The organism is Aquamicrobium defluvii (assembly GCF_004363725.1).
In the GTDB taxonomy this organism is placed as follows: Bacteria; Pseudomonadota; Alphaproteobacteria; order Rhizobiales; family Rhizobiaceae; genus Mesorhizobium; species Mesorhizobium defluvii.
Map to the genome: position 1 here is coordinate 59503 of NZ_SNZF01000008.1, position 21948 is coordinate 81450.

Below are 21948 nucleotides of genomic sequence, written 5' to 3' on the forward strand. Positions count from 1 at the left end.
CAACAGTTTCGGCAACGCAAGCCTCCGCAAAGCCGGCTTAAAGCGCGTCGCGATCCTGCGGATTCACGCCTTACGCTTTAAGCCATTGTTTTTTTAGCATGTCGTTGCCCCGAAACCGATTTCCACTTTCGGGCGACATGCTTTAGTTGTTGGGAACCTGCGGCTGTGCCGGCTGGGTTCCCTCCGCCGGCGCCGGAACCGTGCCGGCTTCAGGCGCGGCAGGGACACCGCCTTCGGGTGCCGCAGGCGCCGCAGCCCCTGGCGCGGAAGGTGCTGCGGGAGTCACCTGGCCCGGAAGCTGGTCCAGAACGCCCTGCCCGGCCGGTGCATTCTGCTGCTGGGTCGCGGCGGGAACACGGTCGAGAATGTCGGTCGGCTTGGAGCCATAGCGTGCGAGGATCGACAGGCCGAGCGACGTGATGAAAAAGGCAGCGGCCAGAATTGCCGTGGCGCGCGTCAGAGCATTCGCCGCGCCGCGCGCGGTCATGAAGCCCGAGCCGCCACCGATGCCAAGCCCTCCACCTTCAGAACGCTGAACCAGCACGACGCCGACAAGCGCGAGCACGATCATGAGATGGATGACGATAAGTACGGTTTCCATGGGTCTACCTTGGCAATGCCTGGCGGCCGCTTGCGCGACGGCTCTTTGGAGGCGGCTCAATACAATGCTTTGAAGGCATTTCCAAGTCCACGCCCGGAATAAGCCGTCGTCCGGTCATGTAGGGGCGCGCAGTGCAGCGCGCCACCTTTTCTTCAAAGGTGCTCGTAGGCTTCGGCAATGCCGAGGAAATCGGCGGCCTTGAGGCTCGCCCCGCCGACAAGCGCGCCGTCGACGTTCTCCACACCGAGCAGTTCGACCGCGTTGGACGGTTTGACCGATCCGCCGTACAGAATGCGCATGGTTCTGGCCTGCGGGCCCAGCTTTTCGCCAAGCTGGGCGCGGATATGCGCATGGGCGGCCGCCACGTCCTGCGCGGTCGGCGTCAGTCCGGTCCCGATCGCCCAGACCGGCTCGTAGGCAATGATGGTGTTGGCTGCCGTGGCGCTTGCCGGCACGGAACCGTCGATCTGCCGCGAAAGGACACCGAGCGTCTCGCCCGCCTGCCGCTGCTCGTTGGTTTCACCGATGCAGACGATCGCGACGAGGCCGGCGCGCCAGGCGGCTTCGGCCTTGGCGCGGACGGACGCATCATCTTCCCCGTGGTCGGTGCGGCGCTCCGAATGGCCGACGATCACATGGCTTGCGCCAGCATCCCTGAGCATCTCCGCCGAAATGTCGCCGGTATGGGCGCCGCTTTCCCTGGCATGGCAGTCCTCTCCGCCGGCGCGAACCGGGGTGCTTTCCAAAATTCCGGCCGCGCGGGACAGAAGGGTTGCCGGCACGCAAATCAGCGCTTCGGTCTGGGCATCGAGCCCCCGCATGAAGCCGTCGCCGATCATCCTCAACTCGTCGAGGGAGGCGCTGGTGCCGTTCATCTTCCAGTTGCCCGCGACGAGCGGTCGAATTCCTGGCGTCATGGCTTTATGTATCTCCGACAGGTTCCATATGTGCGCCTTCAGTAGCAAAATCGGACCACAAAGCAATCGACAGTGACGCCCAAGGAGGCTATTGCCCTTGAGCCTTGTCTGAAACCGGAAGTGAACATGCTCGACAGCCTCAGAAAAGCCGCGGGAACCTGGGTCGCCAAAATTTTGCTCCTCATACTGGTGCTGAGCTTTGCAGTTTGGGGTATTTCCGGTCAGGTCTCTGGCGTGCTCGGCGGACACGAATCCGTGGTCAAGGTCGGCGGCACCTCCGTTTCCGTGAATGAATACCGGCTGGCGTACGACCGGCAGCTCAACGCGCTTTCCCAGCAATTCGGCCAGCGCCTGACGCAGGAACAGGTGAATGCGCTGGGTCTCGACCGGCAGGTGCTGGCGCAACTCGTGTCGGGCGCGCTGCTGGACGAGCAGGCTCGCAGGATGGGCCTCGGCATTTCGCAGGACCGCCTCGCCGCCCTCACCCACGAAGATACGGCCTTCCACGGCCCCGGCGGCCAGTTCGACCGCCAGATGTTCGATTATGTGCTGCGGCAGGTGGGAATGCGCCCGGAGGATTATCTCCACAACCGCGCTCAGGTGGCGCGGCGTCAGCAGATCATCGAGGCGGCAACGGACGGCATCAGGATGCCGGACACATTCCTGAAGGCGTTCGCGCTCTATCAGGGTGAAGACCGTACGGTCGATTATCTGGTCCTGCCGAAGTCGCTGGTCGAGCCCGTCGCGGCGCCATCCGATGCCGATCTTTCCGCCTACTTCGAAGAAAACAGGCAGCGCTACGCTGCGCCCGAATACCGCAAGTTCTCCTATGTGCGGCTTGAGCCGGAGGACATCATGGATGTCGCCTCCGTCAGCGACGAGCAGGTGGCCGAAGACTACGAGAAGAACAAGTCGCTGTTCACCACGCCCGAGACACGCAAGATCGAGCAGATCGTGTTCGGATCAGAACAGGATGCCCAGACCGCACGCGATTCGATCAACAGCGGAGCCACTTTCGACAAGGTCTATGCCGCCCAGGGCAAGTCCGAGGCCGATGTCCAGCTCGGCACGCTTGCCAGGGACAAGATCGCCGATCAGGCTGTTGCGGACGTGGCCTTCGGGCTTGGCGTCAATGAAGTCAGTCAGGTGGTGAAGGGTGCATTCGGTCCCGTTCTGATCAGGGTGACGGAGATAAACCCCGAGCTGGTGAAACCGCTCGCCGAGGTTTCCGACCAGATCCGCAAGGATCTGGCGCTGGCTGAAGCCAGCCGAGTGCTGCTGGAAGTGCATGACGCCTATGAAGACGCACGCGCCGGAGGCGACACCATGGAGGAAGCAGCCTCCAAACAGCGCCTGAAAGTCGTTACAATCGAATCCATCGACCGGTCCGGGCGGGCACCTGACGGGAGCATCATCCGCGGTCTGCCTGAATCGGCAAACCTCATTCGATCGGTATTCGAGGCGGAGGCCGGCATCGAGAATGAAAGCATCACCACGGCCAATGGCGGCTACCTCTTCTATGAGGTGAACTCCGTTACCCCGGCGCGCGAGCGCACTCTCGACGAGGTTCGCGAGCGCGTCGTTGCAGACTGGACGGTTCACGAGACCTCAAAGAAGCTTATGGCAAAGGCAGCGGAACTGGAAAAGCGCGCCGGAGAAGGGGTCGAACTGGATGCCCTCGCCTCGGAGCTTTCACTGGAGAAGCAGACCAAGCGCGGGCTGAAGCGTGCCGCCGACGATGCGGACTTCGGCCGCGACGGCACCGCCGAAATCTTCGAGGTCGGAGAAGGCGGATCCGGCGTCATACCATCACCCACCGGCGATGCGCAGATCCTGTTCAAGGTCACTCAGGTGGTTGAGCCTGCCGGCGCCGATGCCAGCACAGTGCCGGAAGATGTCCGCACCTCCTTCGCGTCCGGACTTTCGGGCGATCTGCTCGACCAGTTCGTTGCCCAGTTGCAGAGCGTGTACAAGGTCGAGATCGATCAGGTTGCCGTGTCGCAGGCGCTGGCCCGATGAGTGCGCTGAAACCCTTCATTGCGAGCGTCGCGGCCGGCAGGCCGCTAAGCTTCGATGAAGCGCGCGAGGCGTTCGACATCATCATGTCGGGCGACGCCACTCCCGGCCAGATCGGCGGTTTTCTGATGGCGTTGCGCGTGCGCGGCGAGACGGTCGGTGAAATTTCCGGCGCGGTGGCGACGATGCGCGACAAGATGCTGCGCGTTTCCGCACCGGCCAATGCAATCGACATTGTCGGAACCGGCGGCGATGGCCTGCACAGCTTCAACATCTCCACCGCTTCCGCCTTCGTCATAGCGGCCAGTGGCGTGCCGGTGGCCAAGCACGGCAACCGTGGCCTGTCATCGCTGACCGGCACCGCCGATGTGCTGACAAAACTCGGCGTCAACATCGAGCTTGCTCCGGATGCGATCACCCGCTGCGTCGAACAGGCCGGTATCGGTTTCATGTTCGCGCCCTCCCACCATCCGGCCATGAAGCATGTCGGTCCCGTGCGCGTGGAGCTGGCAACCCGGACGATCTTCAATCTGGTGGGGCCCCTCACCAATCCGGCCGGTGTCGGCCGCCAGCTCGTTGGCGTCTTTGCGCCCGAGTGGGTGGTGCCCGCGGCGGAGGCGCTGAAAGCCCTCGGTTCCAGCCATGTATGGGTTGTGCATGGCGACGGCTATGACGAGATCACCACGACCGGCGAAACGCAGGTTGCCGAACTGAAGGATGGCCAGGTGCGTTCCTTCACGCTGACCCCCGAGGCAGCGGGATTGGGACGGCACTCCAAGGAAGATTTGCGGGGCGGCGATTCCGAAACCAATGCCGCGGCACTTCGCAATGTGCTTTCCGGCGGTGCCGGAGCCTATCGCGACACCGTGCTGATGAATGCCGGAGCCGGGCTGGTGGTCGCAGGCGCGGTCGCAGAACTGGCCGATGGCATCGCGAAAGCACGCGAGGCGATCGACAGCGGCCGTGCCATGCAGGTGCTTGACAGACTGGTCGAGGTTTCCAACGCTTAGCCATGTCCGATATTCTGCGTAAGATCGAAACCTACAAACGCGACGAGATCGCCGCCGCGAAGGCACGCGTTTCACTGGATGAGCTCAAGGCCCGCGCGGCCGGCCAGGAGAAGCCGCGCGGCTTCCTTGCCGCGCTGGAGAACCGCAACCGCGACGGTCAGTTCGCTCTCATCGCGGAGATCAAGAAGGCCAGCCCCTCCAAAGGGCTGATCAGGGCCGATTTCGACCCGCCCACCCTTGCGCGCGCCTATCAAGCCGGAGGGGCGGCCTGCCTTTCGGTCCTCACCGACTCGCCGTCGTTTCAGGGTGCGCCGGAGTTTCTGACGGACGCCCGCGAGGCGGTATCCCTGCCGGCATTGCGCAAGGATTTCCTGTTCGACACATATCAGGTGCACGAGGCGCGCGCCTGGGGTGCGGATGCCATTCTCATCATCATGGCGAGCGTAGACGACGACACGGCTCGTGCGCTCGAAGAAACCGCGTTTTCTCTCGGCATGGATGCGCTGGTCGAAGTGCATGACGAGGAGGAAATGGAACGTGCGCTGCGCCTCTCATCCCGCCTTGTCGGCATCAACAACCGCAATCTGCGCACCTTCGAAACCAGTCTCGAAACATGCGAACGGCTCGCTCCCATGGTTCCCACTGACCGGATTCTGGTGGGTGAAAGCGGCATCTTCACCAATGAGGACTGCAAAAGGCTGGCCGCAAGCGGCATCGGCACCTTCCTTGTCGGAGAAAGCCTGATGCGGCAGGAAGACGTCACCACGGCGACGCGCATTTTGCTGGGCCTCGACGCCCCGGAGGCTTGAGGCCGTGACGCGGACACCACCGGCCCAGGGCGGCCTCACCCATATCGGGACGACGGGTGAAGCGCATATGGTGGATGTTGGCGACAAGGCCGAAACGGTTCGCGAAGCGGTCGCCGAGGGCACAGTGCGCATGCAGCCCGCTACGCTGGCGATGATTGCCGAGGGCAACGCGAAGAAGGGCGACGTTCTTGGCACCGCCCGCATCGCCGGCATCATGGCGGCAAAGAAAGCGCATGAACTCATCCCGCTTTGCCATCCGCTCCTGTTGACGAAAGTTACGGTCGACATCGAACCGGACCACACGCTCCCCGGCCTCAGGGTGCGGGCACTGGCGCGGGTCACAGGCAAGACCGGAGTGGAGATGGAAGCTCTGACGGCCGCTTCCGTCGCATGCCTCACCATCTACGACATGGCCAAGGCCGTAGATCGGGGCATGGCGATCTCGGACATAAGGTTGCTCTCGAAAACCGGGGGCAAGTCCGGCGACTATCAGGCGGACGCCTGACAATGGCGCTTGTTCCGATGGAAACGGCGCTGGAGCGCCTTCTGGAGGATGCCGGGCCGCTGGGCAGCGAGCGTGTTCCCCTCGCTCTGGCCTACGATCGCGTTCTGGCTGAACCGGTCAGGGCGTCACGCTCCCAACCGCCGTTCGATGCCTCCGCAATGGATGGATATGCGGCGCGCGGAACCGATGTGGGCACCGCTGGAGCCCAACTCGCGGTGATCGGCGAAATCGCCGCCGGCAGCACCTTTTCCGGAACCGTTGGCAAGGGGGAATGCGTGCGCATCTTCACGGGCGCCCCTCTTCCTACCGGCACCGACACCGTCGTGATTCAGGAAAACGTAAAGATCGCGGCACCGGGCGTCATCGAGTTGCTCGAGACCACTGTGTCCGGGCGCAACGTACGCCGCGCGGGTCTCGATTTCGTGAAGGGCGACCTGCTGATCGAACAAGGCCGTCTGCTTGGTCCAGCGGCGTTGTCGCTGGCTGCGGCCGCCAATCATGCCAATCTGTCAGTCGTGAGGCGCCCGCTGGTCGCCATCATCGCCACAGGGGACGAATTGCTGCCACCGGGCAGCGACACCGGCCCCGGCCAGATCATTTCCTCCAATCCCTATGGCATTGCCGCCTGCGCACGCGCGGCCGGCGCGAACATCCTCGATCTCGGCATCGCACCGGATCGCAAGGATGCCACGTCGGCTCTGGTGAAGCAGGCGGTAGCGGCCGGAGCGAATGTCATCGTCACCTCCGGCGGCGCTTCCGTGGGCGATCACGACCTTGTTCACGAGGTTTTGACCAGTGAAGGCATGACCCTCGATTTCTGGAAGATCGCCATGCGCCCCGGCAAGCCGCTCATGTTCGGCAGGATGGGAGAGGTCAGATGCCTTGGCCTGCCCGGCAATCCGGTGGCCAGCCTCGTTTGCTCGCAGCTTTTCCTGAAACCCCTGCTCGCCCGCCTTGGAGGAAGGCCGTTCCGGCAGGACATCCGCACCGCCATTCTCGGGGCCGGCATGGGAGCCAACGATCACCGCCAGGATTACGTGCGCGCCAGGCTTGAGGAACGCGACGGCAGGCTCATCGCGACGCCGTTCGACATACAGGATTCATCCATGCTGCGCGTGATGGCCGCAGCCGGCGGCCTGATCGTTCGGGCTCCCTTCGCCAAGGCACTCGCTGCGGGCGAACCCTGTCAGGTTCTCTGCCTGGCTAACGAATTCTGAATTCATTCATTAAACTTTAAACGGTTGCGGAACACAAATGGAACATATAGTGTTTGTTCCGGGTTTGTTTTCCGATTCTGGATTCACCGCTTCCGGGGGAAGTCGATGCTGACGCGCAAGCAACATGAACTGCTTCTCTTCATTCATGAGCGAATGAAGGAGAGTGGCATTCCTCCGTCCTTCGACGAGATGAAGGAAGCACTGGACCTCGCTTCGAAATCCGGCATCCACCGGCTCATTACCGCACTGGAGGAGCGCGGCTTCATTCGCCGCCTGCCCAACCGTGCCCGCGCGCTCGAAGTTCTCCGCCTGCCCGATTCCATTGCTCCGGGCCTCAACAGCGCCCGCAAGTTCTCTCCGAGCGTCATTCAGGGGAGCCTCGGGCAACCTGCGAAGGACACCCGCAAGCCCCAGATCGCCAGCAATGACGACGATGCAGGCGCCGCCGTCTCCATTCCTGTGATGGGAAGGATCGCCGCCGGCGTGCCTATCGATGCAATCCAGCACAAGACGCACTCCATTTCCGTACCGCCGGAGATGCTGTCCGGGGGTGAGCACTATGCGCTGGAGGTAAGGGGCGATTCGATGATCGAGGCCGGTATTTTTGACGGCGATACGGTCATCATCCGCAACGGCAACACGGCAACGCCGGGCGATATCGTGGTTGCACTGGTGGACGATGAGGAAGCCACGCTGAAGCGTTTCCGTCGCAGGGGTGCTTCCATCGCTCTTGAAGCCGCCAATCCGGCCTATGAGACGCGGATCTTCGGACCGGACCGGGTGAAGGTCCAGGGCAGGCTGGTCGGATTGATCCGTCGCTATTGACGTTTCCTGCCAGGATGAAAAGGCGATCTTGAGAATCCGCTTTTCGGCTTTGTGCAGGCATCAGCCGTAAAAATTGCATGTGAAGCGATAAAAACAGGAAAGATCAGGCATCTCATTGCTGTGAACCGTCACCAAAACCGACGGTCCTGCTTCTTCTGCTATCGTTGACGCCTCTCAATCGGCCTCGTTCGCGATGGTTTTTTCCGGAGCGTTCGCAGAGCTTGCGGGTTTCTTTCGTTCGTAGGGCGGCATGCCGCGCGCTTCCCGGGAAAACCGGCGCTGTGTATGCCATGGGCGGTAATCTCCCTCGATGGAGAAGCGTATCTCGGGCCTTGATCCTGTCGATGCTGCGCGGCCGGGCAAAGAGCCTGGAGACAGGAATATTTCTGCGCTGCCTTTTTGCGCCAGTTGACGACGGGTAATGACCGCCGCAGCGGCATTGTGACAGGGGCTTCGTGCCGTCGCATCCTCAATCACGATCAGGCTTGCCGTGGTGCAGAAAGCGCGGGCGCTATCAGCATCGGGCGCCTGCACGATCCGAGCCCCTGACGGGTGGCGCACTATGCAAACCCGGTCCACACATCGAAATCCCGTACCTGCTCCGATTCCTTTGCTTTCGCCCTTCATTTTCGGCGGGAGATCGTCCGGATTCCATTGTTTCAGCCGCTCCGGCGGCTGAATGCCTTGTGCGTCGAGGGCCCTGCCCCAGTTGTCGATGGTGAAGGCGTTGGGGCGTGGGCGGTTGACGGCAATCGTGCCGTCCCCCATGACGACGGCAAGCAATCGCGCGTCTTCCGAAACCAGGATATCGGGCGCGCGCGCTCCGGCAAGCGTCGCCAGGCTCATTATCGCAAACGGCAATGAAACCCATCGCAGCCATGTCGTCGCCATGGTCCCGACCACCAGCGCCAGGGTTGCAAAGAGGACGGACGTTGCCGAAATCAGCCCGACCGCGTCGAGAGGCGACATGTCGGCGATACGCTCCGACAGATAGATCATCACGGTCAGGCCCTGCCCCATCACATACAGAAACGGACCATCGAGGCCGAGAGGCATGGCGATGGACGCGAAGACAGCGAAGGGCATGACGATGATCGACACCACCGGCATGACCGCAAGGTTTGCCAGCAGGCTGAGGGGTGCCACACGCTGGAAATGCCAGGCCGCGTAAAGTGTCGTTGCGGCACCCGCAACCATCGAGGTGGCCGCGAGCCCGAGCATCATGACGAGCAGCCGGTGCAGCAACGTACCGGCAAGCGAGCGCCTTGCGGGAACTGGCGCCGACACACGGCGGGTCCGATAGTCGGACCATGCCGCATAAGCCCCGACAAGTGCGGCAGTGGCCGCAAACGACATCTGGAAACTGGGCCCGACGACCTCATGTGGCGTCACGACTATGACGATGATGGCCGAAATGGCAAGGTTGCGCATGGTGAGCGCGCTTCGATCGAACAGAACGGCGATCAGCATCACCGCCAGCATGATAAAAGAGCGAACCGCAGCAACCACCATGCCAGAAATCAACAGATAGGCGACGGTCGCCAACAGGGCCGTCAATGCCGCATATTTCTTGACCGGACGGCGGGAGGAAAAATCCGGGAACAGCGCAAACAGCCCGCGCATGAGACCCATGACGGTTCCGGCAACCAGCGCCATGTGCAACCCGGAAATGGAAATGATGTGGTATAGGCCGGTCTTGCGCATGGCCTCGTTGATTTTTTCCGGGATACCGGCACGCACTCCCACGATCAGGGCGGCGGCGATCTCGCCTTCCGGCCCGCCGACACTTTGCCTGATGCGCCCGGCAATCGTTTGCCGCGCCCGCTCGATCGCCGCCCCGATGCGGGCTGTGACCGGAGCGGCGGTGTGGGACGAAAGCTCCGGCCCGGAAAGAAAGAACCCGCTGGCGCCGATACCGCTGAAATAGGCGGCGAAGGACGTGTCATAGCTGCCGGGTCGAATCGGACCCGCTGGCGGCAGGAGACGAACGAGGCCCGTTACATCGGATCCGGGGCCGATGTCGGGAGACACCTTGCGGGCTGAAAGGCGCACGCGCTCCGGCTGATATCGCAATTTCGGACGCTCGGTCGAAATGACATCGAGAGTAAGGCGCTTGCGGCCGCTGGCCATGTCCTCGATCTCCACCACCCGGCCGGTTAAACGCACACTTATTTCCGCCCCGATGATTCTGGTTCCCAGTCGCCAGGTTTCCAGCCTGGAAAGCCATATCCCGACAAGGCAGAGCAGCAGGGCGAGCAGGCAAAGCTGGAGGCTGTATCTGTGCCGGGAAAGCCATACGGCTCCTGTGGCAAGAACCGTCATTCCAAGAAGAGAGGTCCATGACGGTTCGTATTGCAGCGAGAAATAGGCGACGACCCCGACCGACAGAAACACCGGCACCAGCAGGAATGCCGCGCCACGCTCCAGTTCCAGAACGACCGCCCCGGAAACGGCCCGCCATGCCCGTTTCGTTGTTTCGGTTTTCCTCGCCTCCCACAGTTTCAGGGGGCCATGCGTCTTCTGGGTGGCTGGTTCACCGGAATTGCCCGGCGTGGAACAGCGCAACGCTTCACGAACCTGCGGAACATCCTGCGAGGCCCGTTCCGGCAAGGCAAAAAGATTGCGTTCGCTGACGTCGGAAGGCGCAATCTTTGCGCCTTGTTTGCCCGCCGACGATAAAGTCACCGGCTCTCCCCTTGCACCCCTCAACTCCTATGCTACATGAACGCGCAAACTGCGAAAGCCCGACAGGCGGCTTTCGGCACCGCGCGAGAACTGAATGTCTGAAAAGGTCGTCACCCGTTTCGCCCCCTCGCCTACGGGATTTCTGCACATAGGCGGCGCGCGCACCGCGCTGTTCAACTGGCTCTATGCCCGGCATACCGGCGGCACCATGCTGCTGCGCATCGAGGACACCGACCGCGAACGCTCCACCGAAGCCGCTACAGCGGCGATCCTCGATGGGTTGACGTGGCTTGGCCTGACCTGGGAGGGAGAGGCCGTCTCGCAGTACCAGCGCGCCGCCCGCCACCGGGAGGTCGCGGAGGAACTGGTGCGCCTTGGCAAGGCCTACTACTGCTACGCCACGCCGGCCGAGCTTGAGGAGATGCGTGAGAAGGCGCGCGCCGAAGGGCGCCCTCCGCGCTATGACGGTCGCTGGCGCGACCGCGATCCGGCTGAAGCACCGGCAGGCGTTGCGGGTGCGATCCGCATCAAGGCGCCCCGCGAAGGCGAAACTGTCGTACACGACCTGGTGCAGGGCGAAGTGCGCTTCCCGAACAAGGATCTGGACGACTTCATCATCCTGCGTTCGGACGGCAACCCCACCTACATGCATGCGGTGGTGGTTGACGACCACGACATGGGCGTCACGCACATCATCCGTGGCGACGATCACCTCACCAATGCCGCGCGCCAGACCGTCATCTACAATGCCATGGGCTGGCAGGTACCGAAGATGGCGCATATTCCGCTCATTCACGGGGCGGATGGTGCAAAGCTCTCCAAACGCCATGGCGCACTGGGTGTCGAAGCCTACCGCGCCATGGGCTATCTGCCCGAAGCCTTGCTCAACTACCTTGCCCGCCTCGGCTGGAGCCATGGCGACGACGAGGTGATGTCCATCGAGGAAATGATCGAGTGGTTCGACATCAGCGATGTCAACAAGGGAGCTGCGCGCTTCGACTTCGCCAAGCTTGAAGCGCTCAACGGCGTTCATATGCGCGGCATGGACGATGCAGCGCTGACCGACGCACTTCTTGCGACCCTGCCCTATCTGCCCAACGGCGAGGAACTGGCAGCACGGTTCGACGATGCGGCCAGAGCCAGGCTGCTCAAGGCGATGCCGGGGTTGAAGGACCGGGCCAAAACGCTGGTGGAGCTCGCCGAAAATACCTACTACCTGACGGCGAATCGACCGCTGCAACCGGACGAGAAAGCCGCCGGCATACTCGACGACGCGGCCAGGGCCACGCTGAGCGAAGTCCTGAAGCGTTTTCAGGGGCTTGAAGAATGGACTGCCGCAACTACGGAAGCTGCGGTTCGCGAATTTGCGGAAAGTTCCGGGCTGAAACTGGGCAAGATCGCCCAGCCTTTGCGCGCCGCCCTGACCGGTCGCAGCACCTCTCCCGGCGTGTTCGATGTGCTGGAAGTGCTCGGTCGCGAGGAAAGCCTCGGGCGCATTCAGGATCAAATCGATTAAGGATTCACCGCTGCGAAAAATGACATTGAAAGGCTTGTTTTGCGGTGCAACATTGGCGCGTGGGCCGACCGGCCCGGCACCTTATACAGGCTGCAATTTCGAACATTTCCGTGTTTTCGGATTTTGCATCGCAAGATGATTTTTGCCACTTCGGCGCGAGACTTGACAAGGAGTTTGCAATGACCGGATCGACTGCGAAACTGGAACTTGGCGGCAAGACTCACGAGCTCAAGGTACGAAGTGGCACAATCGGGCCAGACGTTATCGACATAGCCTCGCTCTACTCCACCACCGGAGCCTTCACCTACGATCCCGGCTTCACATCCACCGCCAGCTGCGAATCCCAGATCACCTACATCGACGGCGATGCAGGCATCCTGCTGCACCGCGGCTATCCGATCGAACAGCTTGCCGAGCATGGCGACTTCCTGGAGGTTTGCTATCTGCTGCTGTACGGCGATTTGCCGACCAAGGCGCAGAAGGAAGACTTCGACTATCGCATCACGCGCCACACCATGGTGCATGAGCAGATGTCGAAATTCTTCTCCGGCTTCCGTCGCGACGCTCACCCGATGGCGGTGATGTGCGGTGTCGTCGGCGCGCTGTCGGCCTTCTATCATGACTCCACCGACATTTCCGATCCGCACCAGCGCATGGTCGCCTCGATGCGCCTGATCGCGAAGATGCCGACCATTGCGGCCATGGCCTACAAGTACCACATCGGCCAGCCGTTCATGTATCCGAAGAACGACCTGAACTTCGCGGCCAACTTCCTGCACATGTGCTTTGCCGTGCCGTGCGAGGAGTACAAGGTCAATCCGGTTCTGGCCCGCGCCATGGAGCGCATCTTCATCCTGCATGCCGACCATGAGCAGAACGCCTCGACCTCGACCGTTCGCCTGGCCGGCTCCTCCGGCGCCAACCCCTTCGCCTGTATCGCTGCTGGCATCGCCTGCCTCTGGGGTCCGGCCCATGGCGGGGCCAACGAGGCGGCGCTCAACATGCTGGCCGAGATCGGCCATGTCGACAACATCCCCGAATATGTGAACCGCGCCAAGGACAAGAACGACCCGTTCCGCCTGATGGGCTTCGGCCACCGCGTCTACAAGAACTACGATCCGCGCGCCAAGATCATGCAGCAGACCGCGCATGAGGTTCTGGGCGAGCTCGGCATCAAGGACGATCCGCTTCTCGACATCGCCATGGAGCTGGAAAAGATCGCCCTCACCGATGAATATTTCATCGAGAAGAAGCTCTATCCGAACGTCGACTTCTACTCCGGCATTACACTCAAGGCGCTTGGCTTCCCCACCACGATGTTCACCGTTCTGTTCGCGCTGGCCCGCACGGTTGGCTGGATCGCACAGTGGAAGGAGATGATCGAGGACCCGCGCCAGAAGATCGGCCGCCCGCGTCAGCTCTACACCGGCGCTCCCCAGCGCGACTATGTGCCGATCGCCAAGCGCTGATCGAAAACCCGATACAGGAAGGCCGCGAAATTCGCGGCCTTTTTTTCGTCAAGGCTGCACCGACAGTCAGCCTGTTTTTTGCGCCTGTATAAGCTCCATAACGGCTTCGGCTCCCATGGTTCCGGCGGGGCGGTCCGTCTTCATACGGCGGCGCACCTCGGCAAAGCCGTCCTTTTGCCAGTCGCGCATGCCGCCAGCCGCAAACAATGCCTCGATCTGCCGGGTCAGCGTCTGAGGCCGCACGAAGCGATCGAAAAACTCCGGCACGATGGCCCGGTCCGCGATCAGATTCGGCAGCGATGCCGACCAGATTTTCAAAAGGAACGGCGCAACGGGCTTCATGACGGGATCGAGCTTGTAGCACGAGACCATGGGAACGCCGGACAAGGCCAGTTCCAGCGAAACGGTTCCGGACGCGATCAACGCCGCATCGGCTGAAGCAAAAGCCCGCCATTTGGCATCGGGCTCCGCGCTGATTTCCGGTTTCTGCGCCCAGCCGGCAACCGCCTTCTCCACCATGGGGGCGACATGCGGCACAGTTGGCAGCAGCAGGCGCAGCCTGTGCCCGCGCGCGCGCAGTTCTTCTACGGTTTCGCGAAACGGTTCAAGCAGCCGGCTCACCTCTCCCCGGCGCGAGCCGGGCAGCAGAAGCAGCGTTTTGGTGCGTTCCGGCGACAGGTCGCGCGGCGCATCCTGGCCGGCAGCCGCGATGGCGACGCCGGGGTCCTGCGTCAGACGGTGCCCGACATAAATGCCGGACGGACCTCCGAGCTTTTCCAGTTCCCCGACCTCGAACGGCAGGATGCACAATATGCGGTCCACATAGGGCCGCATCGCCGCCGCGCGCCCCTGCCGCCATGCCCACACGCTCGGGCAGACATAGTGCAGGATCGGGATGGAGGGATCGGACGCGCGTACCTTCCTGGCAACGCGCAGCGAAAAATCGGGACTGTCGATGGTGACAAGACAGTCCGGCTTCGCCGCCACGATTGCTGCCGCAGTCTGGCCAATGCGGCGGATGAGGCGTGGCAGATCGCGAAGGATGGCGCTGATGCCCATGAGCGCCACTTCACCGGAGTTGAACAGAGAGGTCAGGCCAAGGGCTTCCAGATGCCGCCCGCCGACACCGGTCAGATCGACTTTGCGGCCAGTCTGCTGCTCCAGCGCCCGAATGAGATCGGCGCCCAGCAAGTCTCCCGATTCCTCGCCAGCCACGATGGCGATGCGCAAAGGTCTCTCAGCCTTCATGCCTCGTCTCCTTCGGGGGCAGGCCGATGATGAACAGACCAAGCGCATCGGCCTTGTGGATCATTTCGGGCCCGTTCAGCACCAGAGAGCTACCCGCCTCCACAGCTATTCCGGCGAGGCCCGCGGCATGGGCTTCCTCCACCGTACGCGGGCCGATGGAGGGCAGGTCCGTTCGTGCTTCCTGACCGGGCTTCGAGCATTTCACCAGAACGCCGCGCAGCTTTCCGGCAAGCCTGCCGTGGCCGCGCAGGCTTCGGACCCGCTCCAGCATGGCGTCGGTTCCTTCGATGCCTTCGAGCGCGATGGCCCGCCCGCCAATCGCCACGGCCCCCTGCCCGATATCGAGCGCGCCGATCGCTTCCGCTGCGATGCGCGCTGCCTGAATGTCGCGCCAGTCTGTCTTTTGCGGCTGGATCCTGCCGAACTGGCCTTCCGCCGCCACCAGATCCGGGACGATCTGGTGCGCGCCAACCACCCGGAAGCCGCTGCCCTCCAGCCATGCGACCACAAAACGCAACAGGCCATCGTCGCCGCTGGACAGTGCCCGGATAAGTGCCGGAACATGGCGCAGCAAGCCGAGTCCCGGACGCATTGCCGAAATGCGCGGGCGCCGCCTGATCTCCCCGGCCATCACCACATGGGTGATGCCATGGTGGCGCAACCGCCTGATGAGCGACGGTGCCTCTTCCAGCGCGAGGGTTTCGTGGTCGTAGCGTTCGAGGCGCGATTGGGGATCGGTCTCGCCCTCGACCATGAGAACGAAAACGCCTATTCCTTGCCGGTCGAGATATTCGGCGATTGCGGCCGGCAGATTTCCACCTCCGGCGATGATGCAGATCCTGCTGTCAGGACCATAAACGCAGGTGGAAGATCGAGTCTCAGTCCTCGTCATCGCCATCATCGCCAGCGCCGCCCTTCAGAGGCGGCACGGTATAGTGGCGCCTGGCGCGGTTGTCGATGAAATCGACGATCTTCATCGCCGTTTCGGACTCGCCAAATTCAGTGCGCGCAATCTCGATATTCTCCGACACCGCACGGGTATGATCGAAGAGCGTACGGTAGCAGCGGCGCAGCAGATGAATTTCCGAGCGTGGCAGGCCGGAGCGCTTCAGGCCGACGATGTTCAGTCCGCGCAGCTTGGCGCGGTTGCCCACGGCGATGGCGAAGGGAATGACATCTCCCACCACGGCCGAACAGCCGCCGATGAACGCATTGTTGCCGACGCGCACGAACTGATGCACGGCGGTCAAACCGCCGATGTTGACGTTGTCGCCGATCTCGCAATGGCCACCGAGCGTCGCGCCGTTGGCGAAAGTGACGTTCCTGCCGACGATGCAGTCATGCGCGATGTGGGCATAGGCAAGGAAGTTGCCGTTCTCTCCCACGATGGTCTCACCGCGGCTGGTGTCGGTTCCGGTGTGCATGGTCACGCCTTCGCGGATGGTGCAATTGGCGCCGATGATCAGCGTGGTGCGTCCGCCCTGGTGCTTGGCGTTCTGCGGCGGTGCGCCAAGGGTCGCCATCGGAAAGACCTTCGAGCCGGCACCGATAGTGGTCGCTCCAAGCACGGACACATGGCCGACGAGTTCGACATCGTCCCCGATCGTCGCATCCGCGCTGACATGGCAGAATGGGCCGATGCGCACACCGGCTCCAATCCGGGCACCGCTCTCGATGACGGCGGACGGATGTATGATCGTCTGGTTTTCCATTTTGCCTCGTCAGTCGTTCTCGACCATCATCGCCGAGACTTCAGCTTCGGCGACCTTTGCGCCGTCCACGAGAGCTTCGCAAGCAAATTTAAGGATATTGCCGCGTTTCTTGATCTTGCGCACATGAATGCGGAGCTGGTCGCCCGGCACGACAGGCTTGCGGAACTTGGCGTTGTCGATGGTCATGAAATAGACGAGCGACGGCTTGTCGGCATTGGCAAGACGAATGCAGATCGCACCGGCCGTCTGCGCCATGGCCTCGATGATCAGCACGCCCGGCATTACGGGCTGTCCGGGAAAATGGCCGAGGAAATGCGGCTCGTTGATGGTGACGTTCTTGATCCCGACGGCGGAGTCGTCGGCGTCGATCTCGACGATGCGGTCGATCATCAGGAAAGGATAGCGATGCGGCAGGAGCCTGAGCAGTTCCTGAATGTCGGCCGCGTCAAGCACGGTGCCGGCAACGTCAGCCATTCTTATCCCTCTTCGAAGACTTGGTGAATGTTCGGATGGCCGAAAGTTCGCGGAAGAAATCGCGCATCGGCTGCGCCGGCATGCCTGCCCAGCGCTCCCCGGCGGGAATGTCGTACATGAGGCCCGAAGAGGCCGCGACCTCCACCCGGTCGCCCACGGAGATATGATCGGCGATGCCGACCCGGCCTCCGAGCCTGACGAAATCGCCCAGCGTGACCGACCCCGAAATGCCGCACTGGCCGGCAATCACGCAGCCACGGCCGATGCGCACATTGTGGGCGATCTGCACCAGATTGTCGATCTTGGTGCCTTCGCCGATGACGGTGTCAGCCATGGCGCCCCGGTCGATGGTGGTGTTGGAGCCGATCTCGACATCGTCCTGAATGACGACGCGACCGATCTGCGGCATGCGCTCCGGACCTTTCGCACCGCCCACGAAACCGAAACCGTCCTGCCCGATGCGGGCTCCGCCATGGATGATGACGCGGTTTCCGATCAATGCGTACTGGACGGCGACATTCGGGCCGATATAGCTGTCGCGGCCAATGCGGCAGGATGCGCCGATCACCGCATTGGGGGCGATCACGGTGCCGGCTCCGATGGCAACTTCGGGGCCGACAACCGCGCCGGCTTCCACAATCGCGCCGGGCTCGATGGCAGCGGTCGGGTCGATGTGGGCCTGCGGAGAAATCCCGCGTTCCGATGTCGAGGGAACCGGCGTTGCGGCAGCGGGAAACATGGTGCGGCCGACCAGGGCGAAAGCCTGCTGGGCGCGCGGATTGACCAGAACGGCGATGCCTGAAGGAGCCTTGTCCGCCAGTTCCACAGGACATATCACGGCTGCGGCACGCAAATCAGCCATCAGCGCCGCGTTGCGCTTTTCGGCGACGAACACCAGCGCCCGGTCACCGCCTTCCGTGGCGGATGCGATCGTTTCGATCACGGTGTCCGAATAAGCCGGATTCGCCAGCGTCGATCCGGTAAGCGCAGCAACCTCACCCGCCGTATAGCGGCGTGACGGCACGAAAAACACCGGATCGGTCATTCCAGAGCACTATCCCGCTGGCGCGGACAGTCCGCTCCGGGCGCTGCCGCCCGGAGCCGCCGTCACCCGCTGTTTCAGAACCGCGTCGACATGCCGAAGTTGAATTCCTGCACCTTGTCGGTCGATTCCTTGGCAACCGGCACCGCATAGTCGATGCGAAGCGGACCGAACGGCGAAGCCCACATCAGGCCGACACCGACCGAGGCGCGCCATTTCATACTGGTTCCGACAACGTCAAACTCAGTCGGTTGACCTATATGACGGTCAACCTTGTTTCCATAGAGCGTAGCTGCATCTGCAAAGACAGCACCCCGTAAGCCAAAACTTTCTGGAATGACCGGCAGAGGGAACTGCGCTTCGGCAGAAGCATGGAAATATGTCGTCCCGCCCAAATGTTCGTCACCGGCAGGATCATACGGGCCGATACCGTTGTAATCAAAGCCACGAATTATGCGGTCATTGCTCTTGAAGTGATCGAACATCCGCAATTCACCACTGCCGTAGCTTTGAACATGGCCAGCTCCGGCAGTTACGAGACCTACTATGTCCATCTCTTCAGAGAGCGTCTGATAGACAGTACCACGAGCCGTGAACTTGACGAACTCTGCATCACCGCCAAGACCGGCAACTTCTGTCCCGAAATTGGCATAGATGCCATAGTGCGGGCTCTTCATGTCATCAATGGTATTGTACACCAGATTGGCACTAATCGATGACTTCGCCCATGTGCCTTGGTCAACGGCATCCTGAATAGCCTGCGAAACATCGCAGACATTGCCTGAAGGAATCGGATCTGGATCACCCGGCCCATCCGCAATTCCATTTCCGTTTGAATCACATCTATCCGTAAACTTATACTTCTCTTGCGAATAATTGTAAGCAAGCTGCGTCGAGACATTCTCGGTGATTGGCAAGCCGAAGCGTACTGTCGCCCCGGTCACCTCACTGTCGTACTTCCTGTATTCACGAGTTGACTTGTAGACATCGAAGCCCGCTGCGATGCGGCGGCCAAGGAAATACGGCTCGGTAAACGAGACCATATAGTCGCGCGAATCCTTGCCGCCGCCCGCCGACAGGCGGATGTACTGGCCACGGCCGAGGAAGTTGCGTTCGGTGACCGAACCCTGAACCGAAGCGCCGGGCGTGTCGCCGCCGGTCGAGTAACCGGCACCGATGGAGAATTCACCGGTCGACTTCTCGACCACATCAACCACCAGAACGACCTGATCAGGCTCGGACCCCGGAGCCGTCGAAATCTCGACGCGTTCGAAATAATCCAGCGCTTCGATGCGCTTCTTGGCGCGCTGCACGAGCACCTGATTGAAAGCGTCGCCCTCGCTCAGGTCGAACTCGCGCCGGATGACGTAGTCGCGGGTGCGGCTGTTGCCACGAATCTCGATGCGCTCGATGTAGGCCTTGGCGCCCTGATCGACCGTGTAGACAACGGAGATGGTGCGGTTCTCGAAATTCCGGTCGCCGCGCGGGGTCACCTGCGCAAAGGCGTAGCCGCGCTCGGCCACGCGCTCGGTCAGCGCAATCAGGCTGTCCTCGACCGCCTTGGCACTGTAGACCGAGCCCGAACGGCTCTGTACGAGCGACTGGAGCGAATTGGGATCGATCTCCGGGATCGAGCTGTCGACGCTGACATCGCCGAACGTATAGCGCGGACCTTCGTCGACCGTGATGGTGACCGTGTACTGGTTCGACGCCTCGTCCAGTTCGCCGAAGGACGACACCACCTGGAAGTCGGCATAGCCGCGATTGTAGTAGAAGCGACGCAGCAGCTCCTCATCCGCGCGCAGCTTGTCCTCGCTGTAGACGTCGTCACGCAGCATGAAGGACAGGAAGTTGGAGCGCTTGGTATTGATCACGTCCGACAGGCGGCGGTTGCTGAACGCCTGATTGCCGACGAAGTTGACGGCAGCGATCTTGGTGCGCCCGCCTTCGTTGACGTTGTAGATGACATTGACGCGATTCTGGCCGAGATCGACCACCTGGCTCGTGACCGCTGCCTCTTCACGGCCGACACGGCGATAGGCATCCTTGATCGCCTCGATGTCGGCATCGACGGAAGCCTGTGAATAGGGGCTGCGCGGCTTGAGCTGGACCGCCGCGTTGAGCTGCGCGTCCTTCACCTTCTTGTTGCCCTGGAACAGCACCTGATTGACGATCTGGTGCTCGGAAACGGTGACAACCAGCGACGAGCCGACCTGATTGATGCGCACGTCGGAGAACATGCCGGTGGCGAACAGGGTCTTCACAGCCTCGTCCACGTCGGAGCCCGAGAAGGTCCGGCCGGGCTTGATCGCGATCTGGCTGCGGATCGTGTCGGCATCAATGCGCGAATTTCCGCGCACCTCGATGCGGTTCACCACGGCAGCCTCGGCGGCGGAAACAGACATCATCTGTACGGTGAACGCGCCTGGCACGACCAGAGCGGCAGACAATGCCGCCGCGGAAGCGGCGCTCAGAAACTTGGATGCTGCCTTCATCGGGCTATATTACCTTCTCGTATTCCACGGCGAGAAACCGGACGCGCGGTCAAATTCCCATACCGTATTAACCGGATTTTCCCTACACGCAAGGCTTCTGGTTAATTAGTGTTTACTTGGCTCGCCAGCGTTGCTTTCGCGTCACGCATATCCGGAGCCATGGTAAACGCCTTCTCAACAGATCGACCCGTTGTCCAGAATTCGTTCATGATTTCAACAACCAAACAGATCGTTCCAGAACACGAAGCCCATGAAGCCCAGAACGAGCAGCATGCCGGCCCTGTAAACGGCCTCCATCATGCGCTCCGATATCGGGCGTCGCAGGACGGCCTCCATGGCGTAGAACAACAGATGCCCGCCGTCCAGCGGCGGAATCGGCAGGAGATTCAGGATGCCGATGCCCACGGACAGCAGCGCCACGAGCTGCACCAGCCATTCGAAGCCGAGCTTTGCCGCCTGGGCCGACATGCCGGCGATCTTCACAGGGCCGCCGAGCTGGCACTTGTCCTCCCGGCCGACCGCGAATCGCTTCATGAACTGGCCCGTGCGCTCGATGATATGGCCGGTTTCGCGTATCGCGGCGCCGAGCGCCTCGGGCGGCGTATAGGTGATCAGGCGCGGCTGGCCCAGTTCCTGGTTGTTCACAACCCCGATCACCGCAACCTTGATCTTGTTGCCTAGCGCATCTTCCTGCTCCATCGGCTGCGGCGTGGCGGTTAGGCTGACCTCCCGCCCATCCCGCAGCATGACGAATGTCAGGGCATCGCCGGCCCGACCGGAAACCAGACGCTGTACATCCGCGAAGGTTTCGACCTTCGTTCCATCGACGCTGACGAACCGATCGCCCGGCATGATCCCCGCCGCCTCGGCCGGGCTGCCGGCATTCACCGTCGCGACCATGGGTTCTGCGACGTAGCGGCCGTGAATGGAGAACATCACGGCAAAAACGGCGATGGTGAGCAGGAAATTGAACAGCGGCCCCGCAAAAACGGTGGCTGCGCGCTTCCACAGGGCCTGCGTGTGGAAGGCGACACGGCGCTGTGCGGCATCGAGACCATCATCCGTATCGGCGGGGCTCGACGTCACGCTCATGTCGCCGACGAACTTCACATAGCCGCCAAGCGGTATGGCGCACAGCTTCCAGCGTGTGCCGCGCCGGTCGTTGAAGCCGAGAAGTTCGGGACCGAAACCGATGGCGAAAGCCTGCACGCCGATGCCGCAGGCGCGGCCGACAAGGTAGTGGCCCATTTCGTGCACGAACACGACCACCATCAGCACGAACAGGAACGGCACGATCGTACCGATCAGAAAGCCTTCGGTGCTGAACAGAGACTGGAAGAGTTCGTTCAAATCAAATCCTCGATTCGTCAGCTGTTGTCCTGACGGCATGGGTTTCAACAGCGAGTG

The 21948-nt window shown here is 62.1% G+C and carries 18 protein-coding genes; 8 read left to right on the forward strand and 10 right to left on the reverse strand.

The window, feature by feature from the left end; genetic code table 11:
- Positions 1 to 142: 142 nt before the first annotated feature.
- A complete protein-coding gene (secG, locus tag DES43_RS07970; RefSeq protein ID WP_035028672.1) occupies positions 143 to 601 on the reverse strand; it encodes a preprotein translocase subunit SecG in 459 nt (152 codons plus the stop codon).
- Positions 602 to 753: 152 nt separating this feature from the next.
- A complete protein-coding gene (gene tpiA, locus DES43_RS07975) occupies positions 754 to 1518 on the reverse strand; it encodes a triose-phosphate isomerase (RefSeq protein WP_035028675.1) in 765 nt (254 codons plus the stop codon).
- A 126-nt stretch (positions 1519 to 1644) separates the two neighbouring features.
- Between tpiA and DES43_RS07980 the strand changes: the two genes are divergently transcribed.
- The 6 genes from DES43_RS07980 to lexA all read left to right on the forward strand — a co-directional run bounded on the left by DES43_RS07980 (position 1645) and on the right by lexA (position 7900).
- Positions 1645 to 3537 (forward strand): SurA N-terminal domain-containing protein, encoded by a 1893-nt coding sequence (locus tag DES43_RS07980; protein ID WP_035028851.1) that lies wholly within the window; start codon positions 1645 to 1647, stop codon positions 3535 to 3537.
- Positions 3534 to 4544 (forward strand): anthranilate phosphoribosyltransferase, encoded by a 1011-nt coding sequence (gene trpD / locus DES43_RS07985; RefSeq protein ID WP_035028678.1) that lies wholly within the window; start codon positions 3534 to 3536, stop codon positions 4542 to 4544. The genes DES43_RS07980 and trpD overlap by 4 nt, the downstream gene beginning before the upstream one ends.
- 2 nt (positions 4545 to 4546) lie before the next feature.
- On the forward strand, positions 4547 to 5353 hold the full coding sequence (gene trpC / locus DES43_RS07990) for an indole-3-glycerol phosphate synthase TrpC (protein ID WP_035028680.1): 807 nt from the start codon (positions 4547 to 4549) through the stop codon (positions 5351 to 5353).
- A gap of 4 nt (positions 5354 to 5357) precedes the next feature.
- Positions 5358 to 5858, forward strand: a complete 501-nt coding sequence (moaC, locus tag DES43_RS07995) for a cyclic pyranopterin monophosphate synthase MoaC (protein WP_035028682.1) — start codon at positions 5358 to 5360, stop codon at positions 5856 to 5858.
- Between the two features lie 2 nt (positions 5859 to 5860).
- Positions 5861 to 7075 (forward strand): molybdopterin molybdotransferase MoeA, encoded by a 1215-nt coding sequence (locus DES43_RS08000; protein WP_035028684.1) that lies wholly within the window; start codon positions 5861 to 5863, stop codon positions 7073 to 7075.
- A 105-nt stretch (positions 7076 to 7180) separates the two neighbouring features.
- Positions 7181 to 7900 (forward strand): transcriptional repressor LexA, encoded by a 720-nt coding sequence (gene lexA, locus DES43_RS08005; RefSeq protein WP_035028686.1) that lies wholly within the window; start codon positions 7181 to 7183, stop codon positions 7898 to 7900.
- 174 nt (positions 7901 to 8074) lie between these two features.
- Here the strand turns inward: lexA and DES43_RS08010 are convergent, their stop codons facing one another.
- Entirely contained in the window at positions 8075 to 10585 is a 2511-nt protein-coding gene (locus DES43_RS08010) for a ComEC/Rec2 family competence protein (protein WP_133674897.1), read from the reverse strand.
- 94 nt (positions 10586 to 10679) lie between these two features.
- On the opposite strand from DES43_RS08010, the gene gltX reads away from it, so the two are divergent.
- Both gltX and gltA read left to right on the forward strand, forming a co-directional pair.
- The gene (gene gltX / locus DES43_RS08015; protein WP_035028689.1) at positions 10680 to 12101 is read left to right on the forward strand and encodes a glutamate--tRNA ligase; all 1422 of its coding nucleotides are present in this window, start codon (positions 10680 to 10682) and stop codon (positions 12099 to 12101) included.
- 179 nt (positions 12102 to 12280) lie between these two features.
- The gene (gene gltA, locus DES43_RS08020; RefSeq protein WP_035028694.1) at positions 12281 to 13570 is read left to right on the forward strand and encodes a citrate synthase; all 1290 of its coding nucleotides are present in this window, start codon (positions 12281 to 12283) and stop codon (positions 13568 to 13570) included.
- Between the two features lie 66 nt (positions 13571 to 13636).
- Here gltA and lpxB read toward each other — a convergent pair whose 3' ends face one another.
- From lpxB to rseP, 7 genes are all read right to left on the reverse strand, one after another.
- Positions 13637 to 14818, reverse strand: a complete 1182-nt coding sequence (lpxB, locus tag DES43_RS08025) for a lipid-A-disaccharide synthase (RefSeq protein WP_035028697.1) — start codon at positions 14816 to 14818, stop codon at positions 13637 to 13639.
- Positions 14808 to 15710 carry an LpxI family protein gene (locus DES43_RS08030; RefSeq protein ID WP_035028857.1) on the reverse strand — a complete coding sequence of 301 codons (903 nt, stop codon included), beginning with the start codon at positions 15708 to 15710 and terminating at the stop codon, positions 14808 to 14810. Before DES43_RS08030 ends, lpxB begins: the two co-directional genes overlap by 11 nt.
- Positions 15697 to 16530 (reverse strand): acyl-ACP--UDP-N-acetylglucosamine O-acyltransferase, encoded by an 834-nt coding sequence (gene lpxA, locus DES43_RS08035; protein WP_035028699.1) that lies wholly within the window; start codon positions 16528 to 16530, stop codon positions 15697 to 15699. Before lpxA ends, DES43_RS08030 begins: the two co-directional genes overlap by 14 nt.
- 9 nt (positions 16531 to 16539) lie before the next feature.
- Entirely contained in the window at positions 16540 to 17004 is a 465-nt protein-coding gene (gene fabZ / locus DES43_RS08040; RefSeq protein ID WP_035028706.1) for a 3-hydroxyacyl-ACP dehydratase FabZ, read from the reverse strand.
- Entirely contained in the window at positions 16997 to 18049 is a 1053-nt protein-coding gene (gene lpxD / locus DES43_RS08045; RefSeq protein WP_035028709.1) for a UDP-3-O-(3-hydroxymyristoyl)glucosamine N-acyltransferase, read from the reverse strand. The genes fabZ and lpxD overlap by 8 nt, the downstream gene beginning before the upstream one ends.
- A 74-nt stretch (positions 18050 to 18123) precedes the next feature.
- On the reverse strand, positions 18124 to 20541 hold the full coding sequence (bamA, locus tag DES43_RS08050; RefSeq protein ID WP_035028712.1) for an outer membrane protein assembly factor BamA: 2418 nt from the start codon (positions 20539 to 20541) through the stop codon (positions 18124 to 18126).
- A 213-nt stretch (positions 20542 to 20754) separates the two neighbouring features.
- A complete protein-coding gene (gene rseP / locus DES43_RS08055; RefSeq protein ID WP_035028715.1) occupies positions 20755 to 21891 on the reverse strand; it encodes an RIP metalloprotease RseP in 1137 nt (378 codons plus the stop codon).
- Between the last annotated feature and the right edge of the window lie 57 nt (positions 21892 to 21948).